This window comes from Sutcliffiella sp. NC1, from assembly GCF_027594365.1.
GTDB lineage: Bacteria > Bacillota > Bacilli > Bacillales > Bacillaceae_I > Sutcliffiella > Sutcliffiella cohnii.
This window is the reverse complement of sequence record NZ_CP115153.1, coordinates 4723302-4741414: the sequence shown is the minus strand read 5'-3', so window position 1 is coordinate 4741414 and position 18113 is coordinate 4723302. Positions and strand designations below refer to the sequence as shown.

Genomic DNA, 18113 nt, shown 5'->3' with positions numbered 1-18113 from the left:
ATGTGATATACTAATAAAAGATAATAGTATATCACATTGTCATAAAGAGTGCTTTATAGGGAGAGGATACGATGGAAAGAAGTTTATCAATGGAGCTAGTACGTGTAACAGAAGCTGCAGCTTTAGCATCCGCTCGTTGGATGGGCCGTGGAAACAAAGAACAAGCCGACGAAGCAGCTACAAGTGCAATGAGAGACGTATTTGACACGATTCCAATGAAAGGTACCGTCGTAATCGGTGAAGGGGAAATGGATGAAGCACCGATGCTTTACATTGGAGAAAAGCTCGGAACAGGCTATGGCCCGCGCGTAGATGTAGCGGTAGATCCGTTAGAAGGTACAAGCATTGTTGCCTCTGGAGGCTGGAACGCACTTGCTGTATTAGCAGTTGCGGACCACGGGAATTTACTACACGCTCCAGATATGTATATGGATAAAATCGCAGTTGGCCCAGAAGCAGTCGGGCAGATAGATATAAATGCACCTGTAATTGATAATTTAAAAGCAGTGGCAAAGGCAAAAAATAAAGACATTGAAGATATTGTGGCAGTTATTTTAAATAGACCTCGTCATGAACGGATTGTTTCAGAATTAAGAGAAGCTGGTGCAAGAATAAAATTAATAGATGATGGTGATGTTGCAGCAGCAATTAATACGGCTTTTGATGCAACTGGTGTTGATATTTTATTCGGTTCAGGTGGTGCTCCAGAAGGAGTAATTGCCGCAGTAGCATTAAAATGTTTAGGTGGAGAAATCCAAGGAAAACTTCTTCCACAAAATGAACAAGAATTAATTCGTTGCAAAAAGATGGGAATTGCCGATGTAAACGCGGTATTACGCATGGAAGATTTAGTTCGTGGAGACGATGCTATTTTTGCAGCTACAGGTGTAACAGATGGAGAGCTATTAAGAGGGGTACAATTTAAAGGAACGAATGGAACAACCCACTCATTAGTAATGCGAGCAAAATCAGGCACAGTTCGATTTATTGACGGACAGCATAACATTAAGAAAAAACCTAACTTAGTAATCAAGCCGTAAGCATTTGCTTGCGGTTTTTTCCTTGTCGTTTAGGAAACTATAAACGAGTAAATTTTGTGTATAACTACTAACTTTACTTACGTTACGTCTAGCTCCGGCGCTTAGGCCCTATCAAACTTCCTGTTCCGTCCGTACGATAAGTCAACATCAGCTCGCTTTCGCTCGCTGTGTTTCCTTTATCTCCTACCGGAACAGTCCAGTTTGTACGGGCCTGATCGAAGCGCCTCCGCTTTTGTCCCTAGTTTTTACAAAGAGAAAAGAAAAATTAGCTAGTAAAAATATTTTTTAATACTAGACGTAAAATCGACATAAGACACGGATTATGTAAGGGGGTGTCTACAAAAAGTAGTTGCTTAAAGATAGGAAATGTGGGTAAAATATGAATAATAGAGAATCTATTGTTTCTGTAAAAGATATAGTAGAAAGCATGATGAAATAAAAATAGATTAACTATTAAGCCGCAAATGCGTTACTTCCCGCATAGGAAAGACAACGATATTAGCTTCTAAAAGCTATTCTTCGACCTCTTCTAAGGATAGTTATTCCGCTACTAATAGAGAAATAGAAATCCGTTCCTTTATATCAATACATTCTTCGAAGAAAAGAAAAAAGTATAGCTAAAAATTAAGAATTGAGTGGTGTTTTTTTGCATGGAATTAACTATTTCTAATTTAGAAAATCTTAAGCTGAAAGACCTGTACGAACTTGCACGTCAATATAAAATTTCGTACTACAGTAAATTAACGAAAAAAGAACTTATATTTGCTATTTTAAAAGCTCAAGCAGAACAAGATGGGCTATTGTTCATGGAAGGTGTTCTTGAAATTATTCAGTCGGAAGGATTCGGTTTCTTACGACCAATTAACTACTCTCCAAGCTCTGAAGACATTTACATTTCTGCATCGCAAATTCGCCGTTTCGATTTAAGAAATGGAGATAAAGTATCTGGAAAAGTTCGTCCACCTAAAGAAAACGAACGTTATTACGGGCTACTTCATGTAGAAGCCGTAAACGGCGACGACCCAGAATCGGCGAAAGAACGTGTACACTTCCCGGCTTTAACGCCATTATACCCAGATCGTCACATCTTACTTGAAACACAACCACGTGCATTATCGACAAGAATAATGGACATCATGGCACCAGTAGGTTTTGGCCAACGTGGTTTAATTGTTGCGCCTCCAAAAGCTGGTAAAACAATGTTGTTAAAAGAAATTGCAAATAGCATTACAACGAATCATCCAGAAGCAGAATTAATCGTCCTATTAATTGACGAGCGTCCGGAAGAGGTAACAGATATCGAACGTTCTGTTGCAGCTGATGTAGTAAGCTCTACTTTTGATGAAGTGCCAGAAAACCATATTAAAGTTGCAGAACTAGTACTAGAACGTGCAATGCGTTTAGTTGAGCATAAGCGTGATGTTATTATTTTAATGGACAGTATTACTCGTCTGGCGCGTGCTTACAACTTAGTAATTCCGCCAAGCGGTCGTACGTTATCAGGTGGTATCGACCCAGCTGCCTTCCACCGTCCAAAACGATTTTTTGGAGCAGCACGTAACATTGAAGAAGGCGGTAGCTTAACAATTCTAGCAACAGCGTTAGTAGACACAGGTTCTCGTATGGACGATGTTATTTATGAAGAATTTAAAGGTACAGGTAATATGGAATTACACTTAGACCGTTCACTTGCTGAGCGTCGTATCTTCCCTGCAATTGACATTCGTCGTTCAGGTACTCGTAAAGAAGAGTTATTAATTCCGAAAGACCATTTAGACAAGCTATGGGCAATCCGTAAAACAATGTCTGATTCCCCTGACTTTGCGGAAAAACTACTTCGTCGCTTACGACAAACGAAATCGAACGAAGAATTTTTCTCTATTCTAGACGATGAGCAAAAAACAGGTGGTAGACGTTAATATTTAGTTCGTCCAACAATTGTCAAATAAAACTATTTACGAGTTGTTGCAAAACTGGAATAACCTTGATATAATTTCAACAGTGTGTTTAAGATAAATGATGTCGAATTGTATGACACTTTGGTATCATTTGATTATAACTCTGTTTCGAAAGACTCAGGGCGTTAAAGGAGATGAAAAGAATGAAAGCAGGAATTCATCCAGATTACCGTAAAGTCGTATTTATGGATATCAACACAGGTTTCAAATTCATCACAGGTTCTACGATGAAAACAAACGAAACTGTTGAGTGGGAAGACGGAACAACTTATCCGTTAATTAAAGTAGAGATCTCTTCTGACTCTCACCCATTCTACACAGGACGTCAGAAGCATGCTGCTGCTGATGGACGTGTTGAGCGTTTCAACAAAAAATACGGCCTTAAGTAATATTGAACTTATCTCAATGAGGGAGCTTGCTCCCTCATTGGTTATGAAAAGGCTAAAAATCGTACATGCAATCATGCCAACGATTTTCCGAAACGAAACGATAAAACAGGCAGGTTAACCAACATCTTGCCTGTTTTTTTATTCTTTATAGATAGAAATGCTGAGGGCGCTCGCTTAGCGGCGACAAGCACAAGGCAAGCGCTGTAGAAGGGCGCTTTTTGCCCTTCGGAAGCGATTGACTTGTGACCTCGAGCCGCTAGCGCCCGAAGCTGGACAGATAGAAAAGCGGAGGCTGCTCGCTCAGGTTCAAACAAACTGGAGCTTTTCCGCAGGAGATAAAGGAATCACGACGAACGAGAGTGAGTCGATGATGACTTATCGTACGGAGGAAAAGTGAAGTTTGAGCCGGACCTAGCCGCCGTAGCTGGACAGATAGAAAAGCGGAGCCGGACCTAGCCGCCGTAGCTAGACAGATAGAAAAGCGGAGGCGCATCGGCCTGACCGCGCTCCAGTAGGAAATTAATTACAACTAGTGGAAAAACAAAAAAATGCGTATAGTTCATATCGCTTATGACTATACAACTACTACTTTCGTTAAAAATAATTAGAAAAAAGCTACATATGCTACCACTAACGGTAGCATCTTAACTGTTTGTTGGAAGGGAGAGGCCTTATATGTATGTTATGGAACATTCAGGCTGGGTAGAAGTAATTTGCGGTAGCATGTTCTCAGGAAAGTCGGAAGAATTAATTCGCCGAGTTCGAAGAGTGCAATTTGCGAAACAATCCATTCAAGTGTTTAAACCGGCAATAGACAATCGTTATAGTGATGAAGCAGTAGTTTCACATAACGGCACGTCCGTTTTAGCGATACCTGTGAAAGATTCAAATACAATTCTACAAGTGTTAGATGAAAAAACAGAAGTAGTCGCAATAGATGAAGTACAATTTTTTGATGATGCAATTGTTGAAGTTGTTCAACAACTAGCAAACAAAGGCTATCGAGTAATGGTGGCTGGATTAGATCAAGATTTCCGCGGTGAGCCATTTGGGAAAGTTCCAGAACTAATGGCGATTGCTGAATCTGTTACGAAGCTACAAGCTGTATGTACTGTTTGTGGTTCTCCTGCAAGTAGAACACAACGTTTAATTAACGGGAAACCAGCTAGATTCGATGACCCAATTATACTAGTAGGTGCTTCAGAAGCCTATGAAGCCCGCTGCCGCCATCATCACGAAGTTCCTGTAAAGGTACCGGAAAGTCAAACAATTAAATAAATAGTAAAGGGATTCTGCATGAATAGTTACCATGACTGTTCATTCAGGATCCTTTTTTATTTTGCATTTGTTTTCATATCAAGGTGAATATTTCCATACCGATAGGGGAAGTTATAGTTAGTCCAACTGTACCTAAATTGAAGGTGATACGATGAAAAAACCAATTCCGTTATCTTCTCTTTTGAAAAAAAAGATAGAGGAAGAACAGGAAGATAGTAAAGAAGCAGTAGAAGTAACGGATGAAACTTCGGAACTATATAAAGATCTTACGAGTAATATTGAAAAAATAAAACAATTATTAGGAAAAAGTAATGATATTACATTTAGAGAACTAACAATAACGCAAAAGCCTTTTACTCAAGGAACTGCGGTATTTATAAACAATATAGTAGATGAACAAATCGTGAATGAGCATGTTTTAGAGGCAATTATACAATACCCATTTGAAAAAGAATTAGAGAAAGAGAATCTATTTTCTATACTAGAAAAAGAGACTTTATCTGTCCTAGACGTTAACGTGTTGAATCGATGGGACGATATAGCGAACGAGATAGTATCAGGTCATACTGTTATTTTTGTTAACGGAATAAACGAAGTGGTTAGTTGTAAAACAAACGGTGGAAATTACCGGTCGATAGAAGAACCTTCAACAGAAGTTACCGTGAGAGGGCCGAAGGAAGGTTTTGTCGAATCGTTACCGATAAATATTTCATTAGTTCGTAGAAAAATTAAAAGTCCGGATTTGCAAGTAGAGAAGAAGAAATTAGGGAAAATAACGAAAACGAATATTGCCGTTTTATACGTAAAATCAGTAGCGAACGAAAAAATCGTGCAAGAAGTGATGGCGAGGCTGAATCGAATTGAAATTGATTCTATTTTAAGCTCTGCGAATATTGAGGAACTGGTACAAGATGGTACATTCACTCCATTTCCGACCGTTTTTAATACAGAGCGCCCTGACATTGTTTCGAGTGAGTTAATGGAAGGTAGGGTGGCGATTATTGTTGAAGGGACACCGTTTGTATTAATTGTCCCTACGAGTTTTCCACAATTTTTTAAATCTGCGGAAGATTATTATCAACGGTTTGATATTGCATCACTAATTCGGATTTTACGGTATATTGCGTTTACAATTTCTTTACTCGGTCCTTCCATTTATATTGCCCTCATTACATTTCATCAAGATTTAATACCGACAACGCTACTAATTAATTTAGCTGCACAAAGAGAAGGTATACCGTTTCCAGCTTTAATTGAAGCGTTCATTATGGAATTAACATTTGAAGTGTTGCGAGAGGCTGGGATTCGTATGCCAAGGGCAATTGGCCAAGCAGTTTCCATTGTAGGGGCACTAGTAATCGGCCAAGCGGCAGTACAGGCAGGTATCGTATCAGCGTCAATGGTAATTGTAGTAGCATTGACAGGGATTGCAAGTTTTACAACTCCTTCTTACAACCTTGCTATTGCAGCTCGGATGTTACGTTTTTTTATGATGCTAGTAGCTGCAACGTTCGGTTTATATGGGGTTATGATGGGGATTATTGTTATCGTTGCTCATATATGTAGCTTACGCTCATTTGGAGTACCGTATTTATATCCAATTGCCCCATTTAGTCTAACAGGTCAGGCAGATGGATTAATTCGAGCTCCTCTTTGGTGGATGAAAAACCGTCCACACTTAATTAGTAGAGGCAGAACAAAAAATATGCCGAAAGATTTACACCCAACCCCAACAACAAAAGGTGATACGAATGATTCGACGTAGTTTCAAGTTATCGATACCCATCATCATATGCATTCTATTAACGAGTTGTTGGAATGCTCGAGAAATAACCGACCTTTCTATCATTTCTGCAGTAGGGGTTGATAAAACAGAGGATGGAAAATTTAACGTTTCGTTTCAAATTATTAATGCTGGGGATGTAGCAACAGGGCAAGAAGGGGCTTCCCGAAATGCTTCCCCTACTGTCGTATATTCAGAGCAAGGGGACACGTTATTTGAAGCGATAAGAAGAGCTACGAAGAAAATATCAAGAAGAATATATTTTCCACATACGAACGTCGTAATTATTGGCGAAGAAATAGCACGTGAAGATGGTGTGAAAGCTTTTTTAGACTGGTTTGAACGTGATCATGAATTCCGAACGAATGTCGATCTTGTTATTGCTAGAGGAAGTAGAGCAGAAGATGTATTAAAGGTACAAACATCGATAGAACGTGTGCCGGCGAAAAAGATTGTTACCGAGATTGCGACAACGGAACGGTCTTGGGGAGGAGCAATCGTTTCGCAAATCGGTGAAGTTATTAGCGATTTAATGAGTGATGGAAAAGAAGTAGTTATTACAGGAGTTCATTTAATCGGGGATATACAAGAGGGATCAAATGGTGAAAACTTAATGAAAAGTGTCCTTCCTAGCTGGATAGAAGTGAGTGGAATAGGGCTATTTAAAGAAGGTAACCTTATTCATTGGTTAGATGGACGCGATGCGCGTGGGTATAATTGGGTCGTCGATAATGTGACAAGTACGGTAGTGAATCTTGATTGTGAAGCGCGTCCTGGAGGAAATATTGCAATTGAATTAATTAGATCGCGGACAATAATTAAAACGGAAATTCATAATGGAGCACCGATAGTTAACATGAGTGTAACAGGAGAAGGTAATATTGGGGAGCTGAGCTGTCCAATTGACCTACTTGAGCCCACTAATATATTAAAGCTAGAAAAACAATTAAATGAAGAAATAAAAGGAGAAATAGAAAGAACGGTAAATATCATTCAGGAACTAGGTATAGATTCTTTTGGCTTTGGAAGTGAGTTTCACCGTCAGCATCCAAAAGAGTGGAAGGAGCTAAAAAATAATTGGGACGAAATTTTCCCAACTGTAAAAGTGAATGTTGAAGTAGACGGTTTTATTCGAAGAACGGGCATGAATAATAATAATTTCCTCATCCAATAGGAAATGGGGTGGTTTAATTGGATAAAGTTAAAATAAATTCCTTTCAGTTTTTCACACTGCTAGTTCTGTTTGAACTAGGGAGTGCCATTGTTGTATCTGTAGGATTAGAGGCGAAGCAAGGAGCTTGGGCGACTATTTTATTAGGAATGACAGGTGGAATTGCTATTTTCTGCATTTACTATTTATTACATAAACAATATCCCGATAAACCACTCACTGATTATGTAAACGCCATCGTTGGAAAGTATATTGGTACAGTAATTAGTTTCTTATATATCGTTTATTTTTTATATATTGCAGCAAGAGTATTGCGTGATTTTGGTGATTTATTACTCACCTCAACTTTGCCAGAAACCCCCCTGTTCGTCATTAATCTCGTGATGATCATAGTAATCGTGTACGTTTTATTCCTTGGACTAGAAGTGATGGCAAGAATGAGTGAGTTTTTTTTCATCTTTTTAATATTAAATGGACTATTCGCCAATTTCCTTATCTTTTTTTCGGGCATCATTAATTTGAAAAATTTATTTCCAATTCTCGGGGAGGGAGTTGGAACAATTATAAAGACAGCTTTTCCGGTTGGATTTACATTTCCGTTTGGGGAAGTAATTGTGTTTACGATGATTCTTCCACTATTAAATAAGGAGAAAACAGCGCTTAAGACTGGAATAATTGGAATTGTTGTAAGTGGACTGTTAATCGCGTATACAACGATGTTAAATGTTGTCGTTTTAGGTGCGGAAGTGTCTCGTGTATCTACCTTCCCACTTCTAATGACTGTTGGAAAAATTGAAGTTGCTGAGTTTTTAGAGCGACTAGATGCACTTGTCGTCGTAACACTCGTATTAACAATGTTTTTTAAAATTTCTATCTTTATGTACGCGGGCTTAAGTGGAATTAAATCGGTATTAAAACTTAACAGCTTTCGCACATTCGTTTTTCCAGTAGGTTTGTTAACAGCGCTTTGCTCTATTACAATTGCAGGGGATTTTTCTGAGCATTTAAAAGAAGGAGTAGACATTGTCCCGTACTATTTACATTTACCTTTTCAGGCAGGTATTCCAATCATGTTATTGTTAATAGCTTTATTCCGTAAAAAAATGATGAAAAAAAGTTAAGTAGTTTCTTTCTCTTTCTGCACAGAACGAAATTTATTATATAACGGAATAGCGACACATAGCCCAGCAATAATAATGATGATGGCGTATTCCTCCGTATCCATTACCCAAAACGGATTAATTATGTTACGAATACTCGTTTGCATCGGAATACCTACAATAAAGTCTAAAGCAAAAAGTAACATACATTGAGCTATTAACAATAATGGCATAAATAAAAGCATTTTTTTCATTAGTTATTTCTTCCTTTACTGGTTCTAGTGTAACGCGTCTGAATAACACTGTGGAGTGGTGCATTGGAGCGGAATTTTCGTGCATAAACTTTTCATAGTGGTGCAAACCGTGACGGAAATTGGTGCATAACCAGCTGAAAAGTCAGCGTAAGAACTCATCGTAGTAAAACAGAAAACCAACTTCGTGCTCCATTACTAATAGTATGCTTGAACAAACGAATTGAAATTGGATGTAAAAATTGGAATGATACCTTCTCCTATGAAAAAAAAGTAGGTGGGCAGTATAAAGGTAGGAGGTGTATGAAAAGTGAGAACGATACTTATCTTATTGGTAACAAGTTTGCTGCTAGCTGGTTGTGGGATTGATGGGGAGCGAATTAGCCAAAGTGAAGATATAGATGGAACAAGGTTTATTAACAATCGATACGGTGGTTATTATGAACGTGATTTAGATAGTGAACGTTACAATACGAATCAAAATCCTAATTTTATCGATCTAACAGAAAATAGACCAACGTACGGGGATGACCAAGATAAAGCACGTGAAGTGATAAATGCAGTTTCGGGTGTGAGAGCGGGCTCTATTTTTATAAATGGCAACACTATTCATGCCACAGTGTATACGACCGAGAAAAAAGATAAGGAAGAAAGAAAAGAGCTGAAAAAGAAAGTAAACCGGAAACTAGCTAGAGCGCTACCACGATATGATTACGATGTACAATTGCAAAACGAAAATTAAAAAACGGCTGAGACAAAACTAAATTCATCATGATAAAAAACGAACAATTGCAGGATTAGCGGAGGAAATATACGTAGACTTCAGCGGGAGGAAAGGCATAGGTGAGAAGATAGCAGTGCGCAGCACGAGGAGGCTCACCAGTACGAAAAGTGAAGGCGGCTCGCTCTGGCCCGACAAGCATAAGACAGACGCTGCAGTTGGGCGCTCTTTGCCCAACGGAAGTGACTGGCTTATGTCTCGAGGGCCAAGCCGCCGTAACTAGACACGCCCGCGGAAAGCGAAGTATATTTCCGGAGCGAGTTTTCCCCGGATATTTTTTTGTTCGTTTTTTTACTTTCATGAAAAAAGTTATGTCCCAACCTCTTTAGACATGTCAGGTAACTCTCTGCTTTTTTTCCAATAATTTAGATTTTGACTGTTACTTTCTACTATATTATAATTATACTGTTGTACATATAATGCTAATTTGCAAAATCCATTTAGAGGTGAATGCACGTGTTTGATCGTTTACAAGCAGTAGAAGCACGTTATGATAAATTAAATGAATTATTAAGTGATCCGGAAATCGTTAGTGATACAAATAAACTTCGTGATTATTCGAAAGAACAATCAGATATTCAAGAAACAGTTGAAGCTTATCGTGAGTATAAAGAAGTAAAAGAACAGTACGATGATGCGAAAGCGATGTTGGAAGAAAAGCTCGATGATGAAATGCGCGAAATGGTAAAAGAAGAGCTTTCAGAACTAGAAGACCAAATTGAAGAGTTAGAAGAGCGTCTGAAAATTTTGCTTATACCGAAGGACCCTAATGATGATAAAAACGTTATTATGGAGATTCGTGGTGCAGCTGGTGGAGATGAAGCAGCACTGTTTGCTGGTGACCTTTACCGCATGTATAGTCGTTTCGCCGAGGCAAAAGGCTGGAAAACGGAAGTAATGGAGGCAAACTCTACAGGTGTAGGTGGATATAAAGAGATCATTTTTATGATTACTGGGAAAGGTGCCTTTTCTAAGCTTAAGTTCGAAAACGGTGCGCATCGTGTTCAACGTGTACCTGATACTGAGTCTGGGGGCCGTATTCATACATCTACCGCTACTGTTGCAGTTTTGCCAGAAGCGGAAGAGGTAGAAGTGGATATCCATGAAAAGGATATTCGTGTAGATACATTTGCTTCAAGTGGACCTGGTGGACAGTCAGTTAACACGACAATGTCTGCAGTTCGTTTAACGCACATTCCGACGAATACTGTTGTTTCATGTCAGGATGAAAAATCTCAAATAAAAAATAAAGAAAAAGCGATGAAAGTATTACGTGCTCGTGTATATGATAAGTTCCAGCAAGAAGCTCAAGCCGAATATGATGCAAACCGTAAACAAGCGGTTGGAACAGGGGATCGTTCAGAGCGTATTCGTACGTACAACTTCCCGCAAAACCGTGTAACAGACCATCGTATCGGACTAACAATTCAAAAACTTGATCAAATTCTAACAGGGAAGCTAGATGAAGTAATCGATGCCCTCATTATGGAAGATCAAGCACAACGAATGGAACAGGCGGAATAGCTATGAAACCGATGAAAATATACGAAGCCCTCACTTGGGCTTCTTCTTTTTTAAAACAAAATAACCGTGATGAAAACGGGGGCGAAATATTATTAAGGCATCAATTAAAAATGTCTCGTGCCCAACTTTTAAGCAATATGCAAGAGGAACTTTCAGAAAATCACCGGAAAGTATTCGTATTCGATGTGCATAAATTGGTAGCTGGAGTTCCGGTTCAGTATATCCTTGGATTTGAAGAGTTTTACGGTCGCCAGTTTTTCGTGAATGATGAAGTGTTAATACCTAGACCGGAAACGGAAGAACTTGTCGAAGGTGTGCTCCAAAGAATTGAAGATTTATTTCAAAACAAAGAAAGTGTCTCCCTAGTAGATGTTGGGACAGGCAGTGGTGCAATTGCAGTGTCGCTTGCTCTTGAGAATAGTAGATTACAAGTTAGTGCAACAGACATTGCTGGAGAATCGTTAGAAGTTGCGAAGGATAATGCGCATAAGTATGATGCGGCTGTTGAGTTCGTACACGGTGATTTATTATTACCGTTAATAGAACAAGGGATAAAAGTAGATGTTGTTGTTTCTAACCCGCCGTACATTACGGAAACGGAATTTGAAGAACTTTCTACCGTTGTCAAAGATTTTGAACCGTATCGAGCATTAGTAAGCGGGAACTCTGGATTAGAATTTTATGAGCGCTTTATGGAAGAATTGCCACAAGTTCTAAACGAAAGAGCATTAGTCGCTTTTGAAGTAGGACTTGGGCAAGGTGAAGCAGTGAAGGAACTACTACAGCGTACATTCCCGCAAGCAGATGTTCAAGTAATAAATGATATTAACGGCAAAGATCGAATGGTTTACGGAATCATACGTTGATGGAATAGAGGGGATTGGCTTAATGCCAACCCCTTTATTTCTTTTTCTAAATGTTTAAAGACAGTCTGTTTCATTAAAGAAACCTCTGCTTCGTCAATATGTTTAAGTATTTGAGAAAGATTTGGATCAAACGTTATTGTTCGATGATAGTGATGATAAAACACGGTACCGTTCATCCATTTTCCCCCGATTAATAAATCAAAACTAACCGGAACGCTAATATGATTAAACGACTTACCAACTTTTCCAACACGATAATCCTCAATTTGGAATTGGTACTGATACATAACGTTTTCATCCTTTCCTAAGTAGTATTCTGTAGTCATGTATCCCCTCTAACCACATTCCCGTTTAATAAATGTCCTAAAACATTTTTCTTTAAATGAAAATATTTCTAACCGTATACATAAATAAAGGAATGGTTAATACAATAATAAATTTCTGTTAAGTTTTTTGAAGAATGTAAATATTATTACGAGTGATTTTTCTAAACTATTGATTTGTAACGCTTTAGTAGAGCTTCCGTTAATTGTTTTGTAAAATCGTCCAATTTGATTTACAAATCGTTCATATTAACTTAAAACTACTATTTTATGATTGGGGTGGTAGATTACATATTAATAGGAGGAGTAGCATGAAAAAGGGGAATGTAGGAGCGGGACTAAACAAACTATTAGTGTATATGTTAATGTTTCTTTTAGTTTTTTCAAACATTAGCTTATCACTACCACCAAAGTATGCGTTTGCAACAGAAGTGGAGTCGTCCACTAGTAAGAGCGAGATGTCTCTATTACTAACAGAAATAGGATCGAACGCTGATGAGACTGGTTATGAATTTTTTGAAGTTTATAATACAACAGCCAATCCAATATCACTAGTAGACTTTTCTTTTGTTTACGATAATATGGTAGATTCCAACATAGAGATAACATTAAGCCAGGAGAAGTATTAGTTTTTTGGTTTAATAATGGAGATAAAAGTTTAGAAGAATTTAATGAAAATTTCCAAATAAATTTAACGAGTGAACAAGTAATACAATTTAAAGATGTATTTCCAGGCTTTGCAAATGGCGGCTATCGAGCACTCGTTATAAGGGATCAAGAAGGAAATGAAGTTGTTTCAGCTAACTACTTGGCTAGCGACAACGATAACACTGGGGCAGGCATCCAATACAAGTATCCTTTAACAGGGACAATGATGGAAAAATATCAAAGTTTAGCACCTCCAACACCAGGTACAGTGGAAGCAGTTCAAATAGAGGAGCCAAAAGAAGAACCAGTCGTCGAAGAACCTATAGATGAACAGGAAGATACTTATAGTGACCTTCCGATTTTAATACCAGAATTATCTCCAAATTCTGTAGGGGGTGGTACCGACTTTTATGAGTATTTTGAGCTCTATAATAATACAAATCAACCCCTGTCGTTATTAAATTATTCATTTATCTATTTATATACTCAAACTGGAGTGGAGTTACCTTTCCAAATTCCTGTCACAACGATAGAACCACAAGAAACGCTCGTTTTTTGGTTCAATGTTGGTGACCGAAGTTTAGATCAATTTAATGAAAATTTTGGTACACAATTAACGAGTGAGCAAGTTGTGGAATTTAAAGATGTTTTTCCAGGGTTTGCAAACGGGGGAGACCGCGCTTTAGTATTGAAAGATAAGGATGGTAATGTAGTAGTTTCAGCAAGTTATTTAGGATCGGATAACGATAATACAGGAGCTGGTATCGAGTATAAGTTTCCACAATCAGGTACAGAGATGGAAAAATACAAAAGCCTTGCACCACCAACACCAGGTACAATTGAACCTATTCAAGTTCCGACGAAACGTATTGAACTAGAGGAGCTACCAGTCGACATAGAAGCACCAGTAATTTCTCATGAGCCTGTTACTGAAGCAACAGCTTTTTCTCCCGTACAAATAGAAGCGGAAATAACAGATAACGAGACAACACCGTTTGCTAACGTCTTTTATAAACTAGCGGAAGGTGACGATTGGAAGTCTATTCCGATGAGGTCCTCAGAAGATAATTCACAAATATATAGAGCGGATATACCAGGATTAGATGTACAGGGTGATGTTATATATTATATTGAAGCAACGGATGGGTTTAATATAGCCAAAACGGAAGAATATACAATCTCTGTTCAAGTAAGTGAAGTGGATTATAATAGTCTCCCTCATTTTCTCGTAACGGAAATTGTCCCTGATTCTACAAATGTAGGAACGGCTGATGGTTATGAGTTTATTGAAATATATAACAATACGAATAAAGACATTAACTTTAAAGATTACAAAATAAATTATCGCTACGGTGCCGATCCAAATACGGATGTAGTATGGCCTTCTATCCCAGAAGAAGTAATGATTCCGTCAAAAGGGACGCTCGTATTTTGGATTATTAATGATCAAAACGGTCACAGCACAGTAGACGATTTCAATGCAAATTATGGCTCTAATTTAGTGGAAAATAAAGATATTGTTCGAATTTATAGCGCTGGTATGGCAAATGCGGCAATGAGAGGGCTTTTAGTAGCTACGAATGCAAAAAAACCAATCTCAATCGCTTACTATAATGATGAGCCTGGTGTAGATGATACTCATCCAGATCAAGGAATTCTTTATAAATATCCACAAGATGGTACTATTCAATCTACAAAACTAGGCATTGAAGCTGCAACACCTGGAAGAGTGGAATCTTTCCAAGTGCCACCTCAAGCTGTGGAACTTGAAGATGACACTACACCACCAACAGTAACAGATTTAACAAGCGTAACAGAAGTGTTAGAAACAGAAGATATTTTAATAAGAGCGGAAGCTTCGGATGATAGAGAAGTAAAGTCAGTCCGTCTGTTTTATTCATTAAGTACAGACAATGATTACAGAGGGGTTATTTTAAATAAAAATCAAGAAAATGAAACGTTTTTCTGGACAATTGCCTCTCCTGACATTATTGGGGAAGACTATGTGGACTACTATTTTGTCGTTTCGGACGGTACAAATGAATTAGTCAGTGAAACAAAACGAATTACCGTTTCTAGTCTTTATGACAAGTCTAGCCTTCGTTTAAATGTATCGGATGGAGAAGTTATAGCAGGCAAAAAAGTCATCAAAGGTACGTCACCTTCAGCTGTTTCGGGTGATGTAAAGCTTTATATTGATGAGGAAGAATGGACAGAAGGATTGTATTCTTCATTGGAGCAGGATGCGTATTTTGCTTATGAAGTGAGTGGTATCAATGCATTATTCCAAAATGCGGTCACAATGGGAGACGACATTCTTCATATCTTTGATAGAACGATGGCAGATTGGACATTAATTACGATACCGATTGAAGCGGACCGCCTCACGGTAGGAGAAAATACAATTACGGTTAGATCAGGAAATAAATCATCACCTTTCGAACTGGATCAATTAGAAGAAAACCGTGACGACTTTAACTTACGAGATGTTCGCCTCGTATTACCAGACGGTACGATACTACGCGATCCATTAAAATCAGACCCAACACAAGTTTTTGATATGGGTGATGACGGAACGTACCGACCATTTGAACATTTTACGTTTACGATTACAGAGGAACAAGCACCATCCCAATCCTTTATTTTTGATACAACTACTGTTTTAGATGGTGAATATACGATTAAAGCGCTAGACGTAAAACAAAACGAAACAATGGCGGCGACTGTTTTTGTTGATAACACAGCACCTCAAGTCTCTACATCTATAATGGAAGGTCACGAATATAAAGGTCCTTTTACAATAGAAGTACAAGCGACAGACAATATTGCAGGTGTAAGTACTGTTAGAGTGTTGCTTAATGGGAAGGAAATAGAAACACCGTACGAAACAGCATCTTCACAGCTTTCACCTGGAGAACACAAGTTAGTTGTCATTGCCACCGACAATGTTGGTAACAGAGCAGAAGCAACAGTGAATTTTTCTGTAGTGAATGAAAATCCGTTGAAACCAGAGCTAGTTTCACCAACGGACAGTGCAGATCATTCAGTAGATGGTGACCCTACATTAGTAGTGAAAGTAAGTGATCCTACAGATGACGAGTTAAAAGTATCATTCTATGAAGGATTTAAATACGATGCGAAGCGAACAGACTCCATCCGAATTTTCTCCAATGCTACTGATTATGAGCCACCACAAACGATGGTGCCGGAAGGGGAAGAGAAATTTGGAGACGAGGAGTATGTAACCATTTCCGAAAAGGATGGAAACTATGTAACGAATGATTCAAGTACACAATTCCCATACCATCGTTTTGAAGTGACAATAGATGAGACGATTGACGAAAATGATTTGATTGAACTAGTTTGGAACGGAAATTCTCTCGATGGTCGTAAAGTATCCATGTATGCTTGGAATCACGATACAAAGAAGTGGGAATTACTAGATTACAAGATTGCTGGAATAGAAGACTTTGAGTTAAAAGGAATCGTATCGTTCCATGAATATGTGAAAGAGCAAAAAGTAAACGTATTAGTTCAAGATGAAATACCAAGTTCACCGGAGGAATATGACTATACATTCGTTTGGATGACAGATACACAATATTATTCAGAGAGTTATCCTCATATTTATGATGGAATGACTCATTGGATTGCTGAAAATAAAGATGAGTTGAAAATTAAATATGTGTTCCACTCGGGTGACCTGGTAGATAAATACTATCAAGAGTTTCAATGGGTGAATGCAGACAGAGCGATGAAGACGTTAGATGACCATAACATTCCTTATGGCGTTATCGCTGGAAACCATGATGTCGATTATATAAATGACGATTATACCGAATATTATAAGTGGTTTGGTGAGGAGCGCTTTAAAAATAAACCTTATTACGGTGGCTCCTATAAAAATAACCGTGGCCATTTCGATTTAATTTCCGAAAAAGGCAATGATTTCATCATGGTGCATATGGGATGGGGAGTTTCCGACGAAGATATTGAATGGATGAATGATGTATTAGCGCAATATCCAGACCGTATCGCGATTTTAAACTTCCATGAATATTTACTAGTTTCAGGGAACCGTAGTCCAATCGGTAACCGTATTTTTAACGAAGTTGTTGTGCCAAATAAAAACGTAGTGGCTGTTCTAAGTGGCCATTACCATGATGCACAAACATTAGTTAGTGAAGTGGATGATAACGGTGATGGAGTGACAGATCGTAAAGTTTATCAAATGCTTGCAGACTACCAAGGTGGTCCGGAAGGTGGACTAGGATATATGAGATTGTTGCATATAGATCAAGACAACAATCGAATTATCGTAAATACGTATTCTCCTTATTTAGACAAATACAATTACTATGATCCAACTGACTACCCTGAAAAAGATGAATTTATTATCGAAGTCGATTTAACAGTAAAAGAAAAGCGAGTTGCTACTGATTATTTTACTGTTAATGTATACACAGATACAGAAATCGGTACGGTTGACGGAGTAGAGAGTGGTAGTCAAACGGAAATGAACTGGTTAAATCTAGAGCAAAATAAAACGTATTCTTGGTATGTTGTAGCAGAAGACCAATACACCGGTAGAGCCGTTTCGGATATTTGGACTTTTACTAAAGGGAATATTCATTCAGAACTTCCAAAACCAACAGATCCAGTAGAGGAAGATCCAGTAGGGGAACAACCTGTCGTTGAGAATCCGAAAGAGGAAAACATAAACACAGAAAAAGGACAAAAAACGGACAACTCAAAACAGTCTAATGAAAAAGAAATAACGAAACAGCCAGAAACGAATAGTGGTAACCAATCAAATCTATTACCTAAAACGGCCACACATTTTTATAATTGGATAGCGATTGGGCTTATTCTCATTATGGCAAGCTTAGTAATCGTTTATAAGAATCGACGAAAAATATTATAAACTATTAAAAAAGTAGGAACATTACGGTTCCTACTTTTTTTGTTTCTATAAAAGGATTCGTTATAGAAAAAATATAT

At 38.1% G+C, this 18113-nt stretch carries 14 protein-coding genes; 12 read left to right on the top strand and 2 right to left on the bottom strand.

Going from position 1 to position 18113, the window contains the following annotated elements; all coding sequences use genetic code 11:
• Positions 1–71 precede the first annotated feature (71 nt).
• The 7 genes from glpX (at position 72) to O1A01_RS24375 (ending at position 8740) form a co-directional block, all read left to right on the top strand.
• A complete protein-coding gene (glpX, locus tag O1A01_RS24405) occupies positions 72–1040 on the top strand; it encodes a class II fructose-bisphosphatase (protein WP_066421513.1) in 969 nt (322 codons plus the stop codon).
• 650 nt (positions 1041–1690) lie between these two features.
• Positions 1691–2959 (top strand): transcription termination factor Rho, encoded by a 1269-nt coding sequence (gene rho, locus O1A01_RS24400; protein ID WP_066422009.1) that lies wholly within the window; start codon positions 1691–1693, stop codon positions 2957–2959.
• A gap of 182 nt (positions 2960–3141) precedes the next feature.
• Positions 3142–3387: a type B 50S ribosomal protein L31 gene (locus O1A01_RS24395; protein WP_066422007.1), complete on the top strand. Its 246-nt coding sequence runs from the start codon at positions 3142–3144 to the stop codon at positions 3385–3387.
• Between the two features lie 675 nt (positions 3388–4062).
• Positions 4063–4665, top strand: coding sequence for a thymidine kinase (locus tag O1A01_RS24390; protein WP_066421782.1), 603 nt, complete (start codon positions 4063–4065; stop codon positions 4663–4665).
• A 151-nt stretch (positions 4666–4816) separates the two neighbouring features.
• Complete coding sequence (locus O1A01_RS24385; protein WP_270065257.1) at positions 4817–6430, top strand: spore germination protein; 1614 nt, start codon at positions 4817–4819, stop codon at positions 6428–6430.
• Positions 6417–7622, top strand: coding sequence for a Ger(x)C family spore germination protein (locus O1A01_RS24380; protein ID WP_270065256.1), 1206 nt, complete (start codon positions 6417–6419; stop codon positions 7620–7622). The genes O1A01_RS24385 and O1A01_RS24380 overlap by 14 nt, the downstream gene beginning before the upstream one ends.
• A gap of 17 nt (positions 7623–7639) precedes the next feature.
• A complete protein-coding gene (locus O1A01_RS24375) occupies positions 7640–8740 on the top strand; it encodes a GerAB/ArcD/ProY family transporter (RefSeq protein WP_270065255.1) in 1101 nt (366 codons plus the stop codon).
• Here the strand turns inward: O1A01_RS24375 and O1A01_RS24370 are convergent.
• A complete protein-coding gene (locus O1A01_RS24370) occupies positions 8737–8973 on the bottom strand; it encodes a YczF family membrane protein (RefSeq protein ID WP_270065254.1) in 237 nt (78 codons plus the stop codon). The two genes, O1A01_RS24375 and O1A01_RS24370, sit on opposite strands and share 4 nt — an antisense overlap.
• Before the next feature lie 307 nt (positions 8974–9280).
• On the opposite strand from O1A01_RS24370, the gene O1A01_RS24365 reads away from it, so the two are divergent.
• From O1A01_RS24365 to prmC, 3 genes are all read left to right on the top strand, one after another.
• Positions 9281–9712: a hypothetical protein gene (locus O1A01_RS24365; protein ID WP_066421793.1), complete on the top strand. Its 432-nt coding sequence runs from the start codon at positions 9281–9283 to the stop codon at positions 9710–9712.
• 489 nt (positions 9713–10201) lie between these two features.
• Complete coding sequence (gene prfA / locus O1A01_RS24360) at positions 10202–11275, top strand: peptide chain release factor 1 (RefSeq protein ID WP_066418277.1); 1074 nt, start codon at positions 10202–10204, stop codon at positions 11273–11275.
• An 11-nt stretch (positions 11276–11286) separates the two neighbouring features.
• Entirely contained in the window at positions 11287–12141 is an 855-nt protein-coding gene (gene prmC / locus O1A01_RS24355; protein ID WP_270066465.1) for a peptide chain release factor N(5)-glutamine methyltransferase, read from the top strand.
• Here prmC and O1A01_RS24350 read toward each other — a convergent pair.
• Positions 12123–12467: a hypothetical protein gene (locus O1A01_RS24350; protein WP_066418284.1), complete on the bottom strand. Its 345-nt coding sequence runs from the start codon at positions 12465–12467 to the stop codon at positions 12123–12125. The two genes, prmC and O1A01_RS24350, sit on opposite strands and share 19 nt — an antisense overlap.
• Before the next feature lie 308 nt (positions 12468–12775).
• Between O1A01_RS24350 and O1A01_RS24345 the strand changes: the two genes are divergently transcribed.
• Together O1A01_RS24345 and O1A01_RS24340 are read left to right on the top strand one after the other, a co-directional pair.
• Positions 12776–13093, top strand: coding sequence for a lamin tail domain-containing protein (locus O1A01_RS24345; RefSeq protein WP_270065253.1), 318 nt, complete (start codon positions 12776–12778; stop codon positions 13091–13093).
• Positions 13094–13338: 245 nt separating this feature from the next.
• The gene (locus O1A01_RS24340; protein ID WP_270065252.1) at positions 13339–18036 is read left to right on the top strand and encodes a lamin tail domain-containing protein; all 4698 of its coding nucleotides are present in this window, start codon (positions 13339–13341) and stop codon (positions 18034–18036) included.
• Positions 18037–18113: the final 77 nt, after the last annotated feature.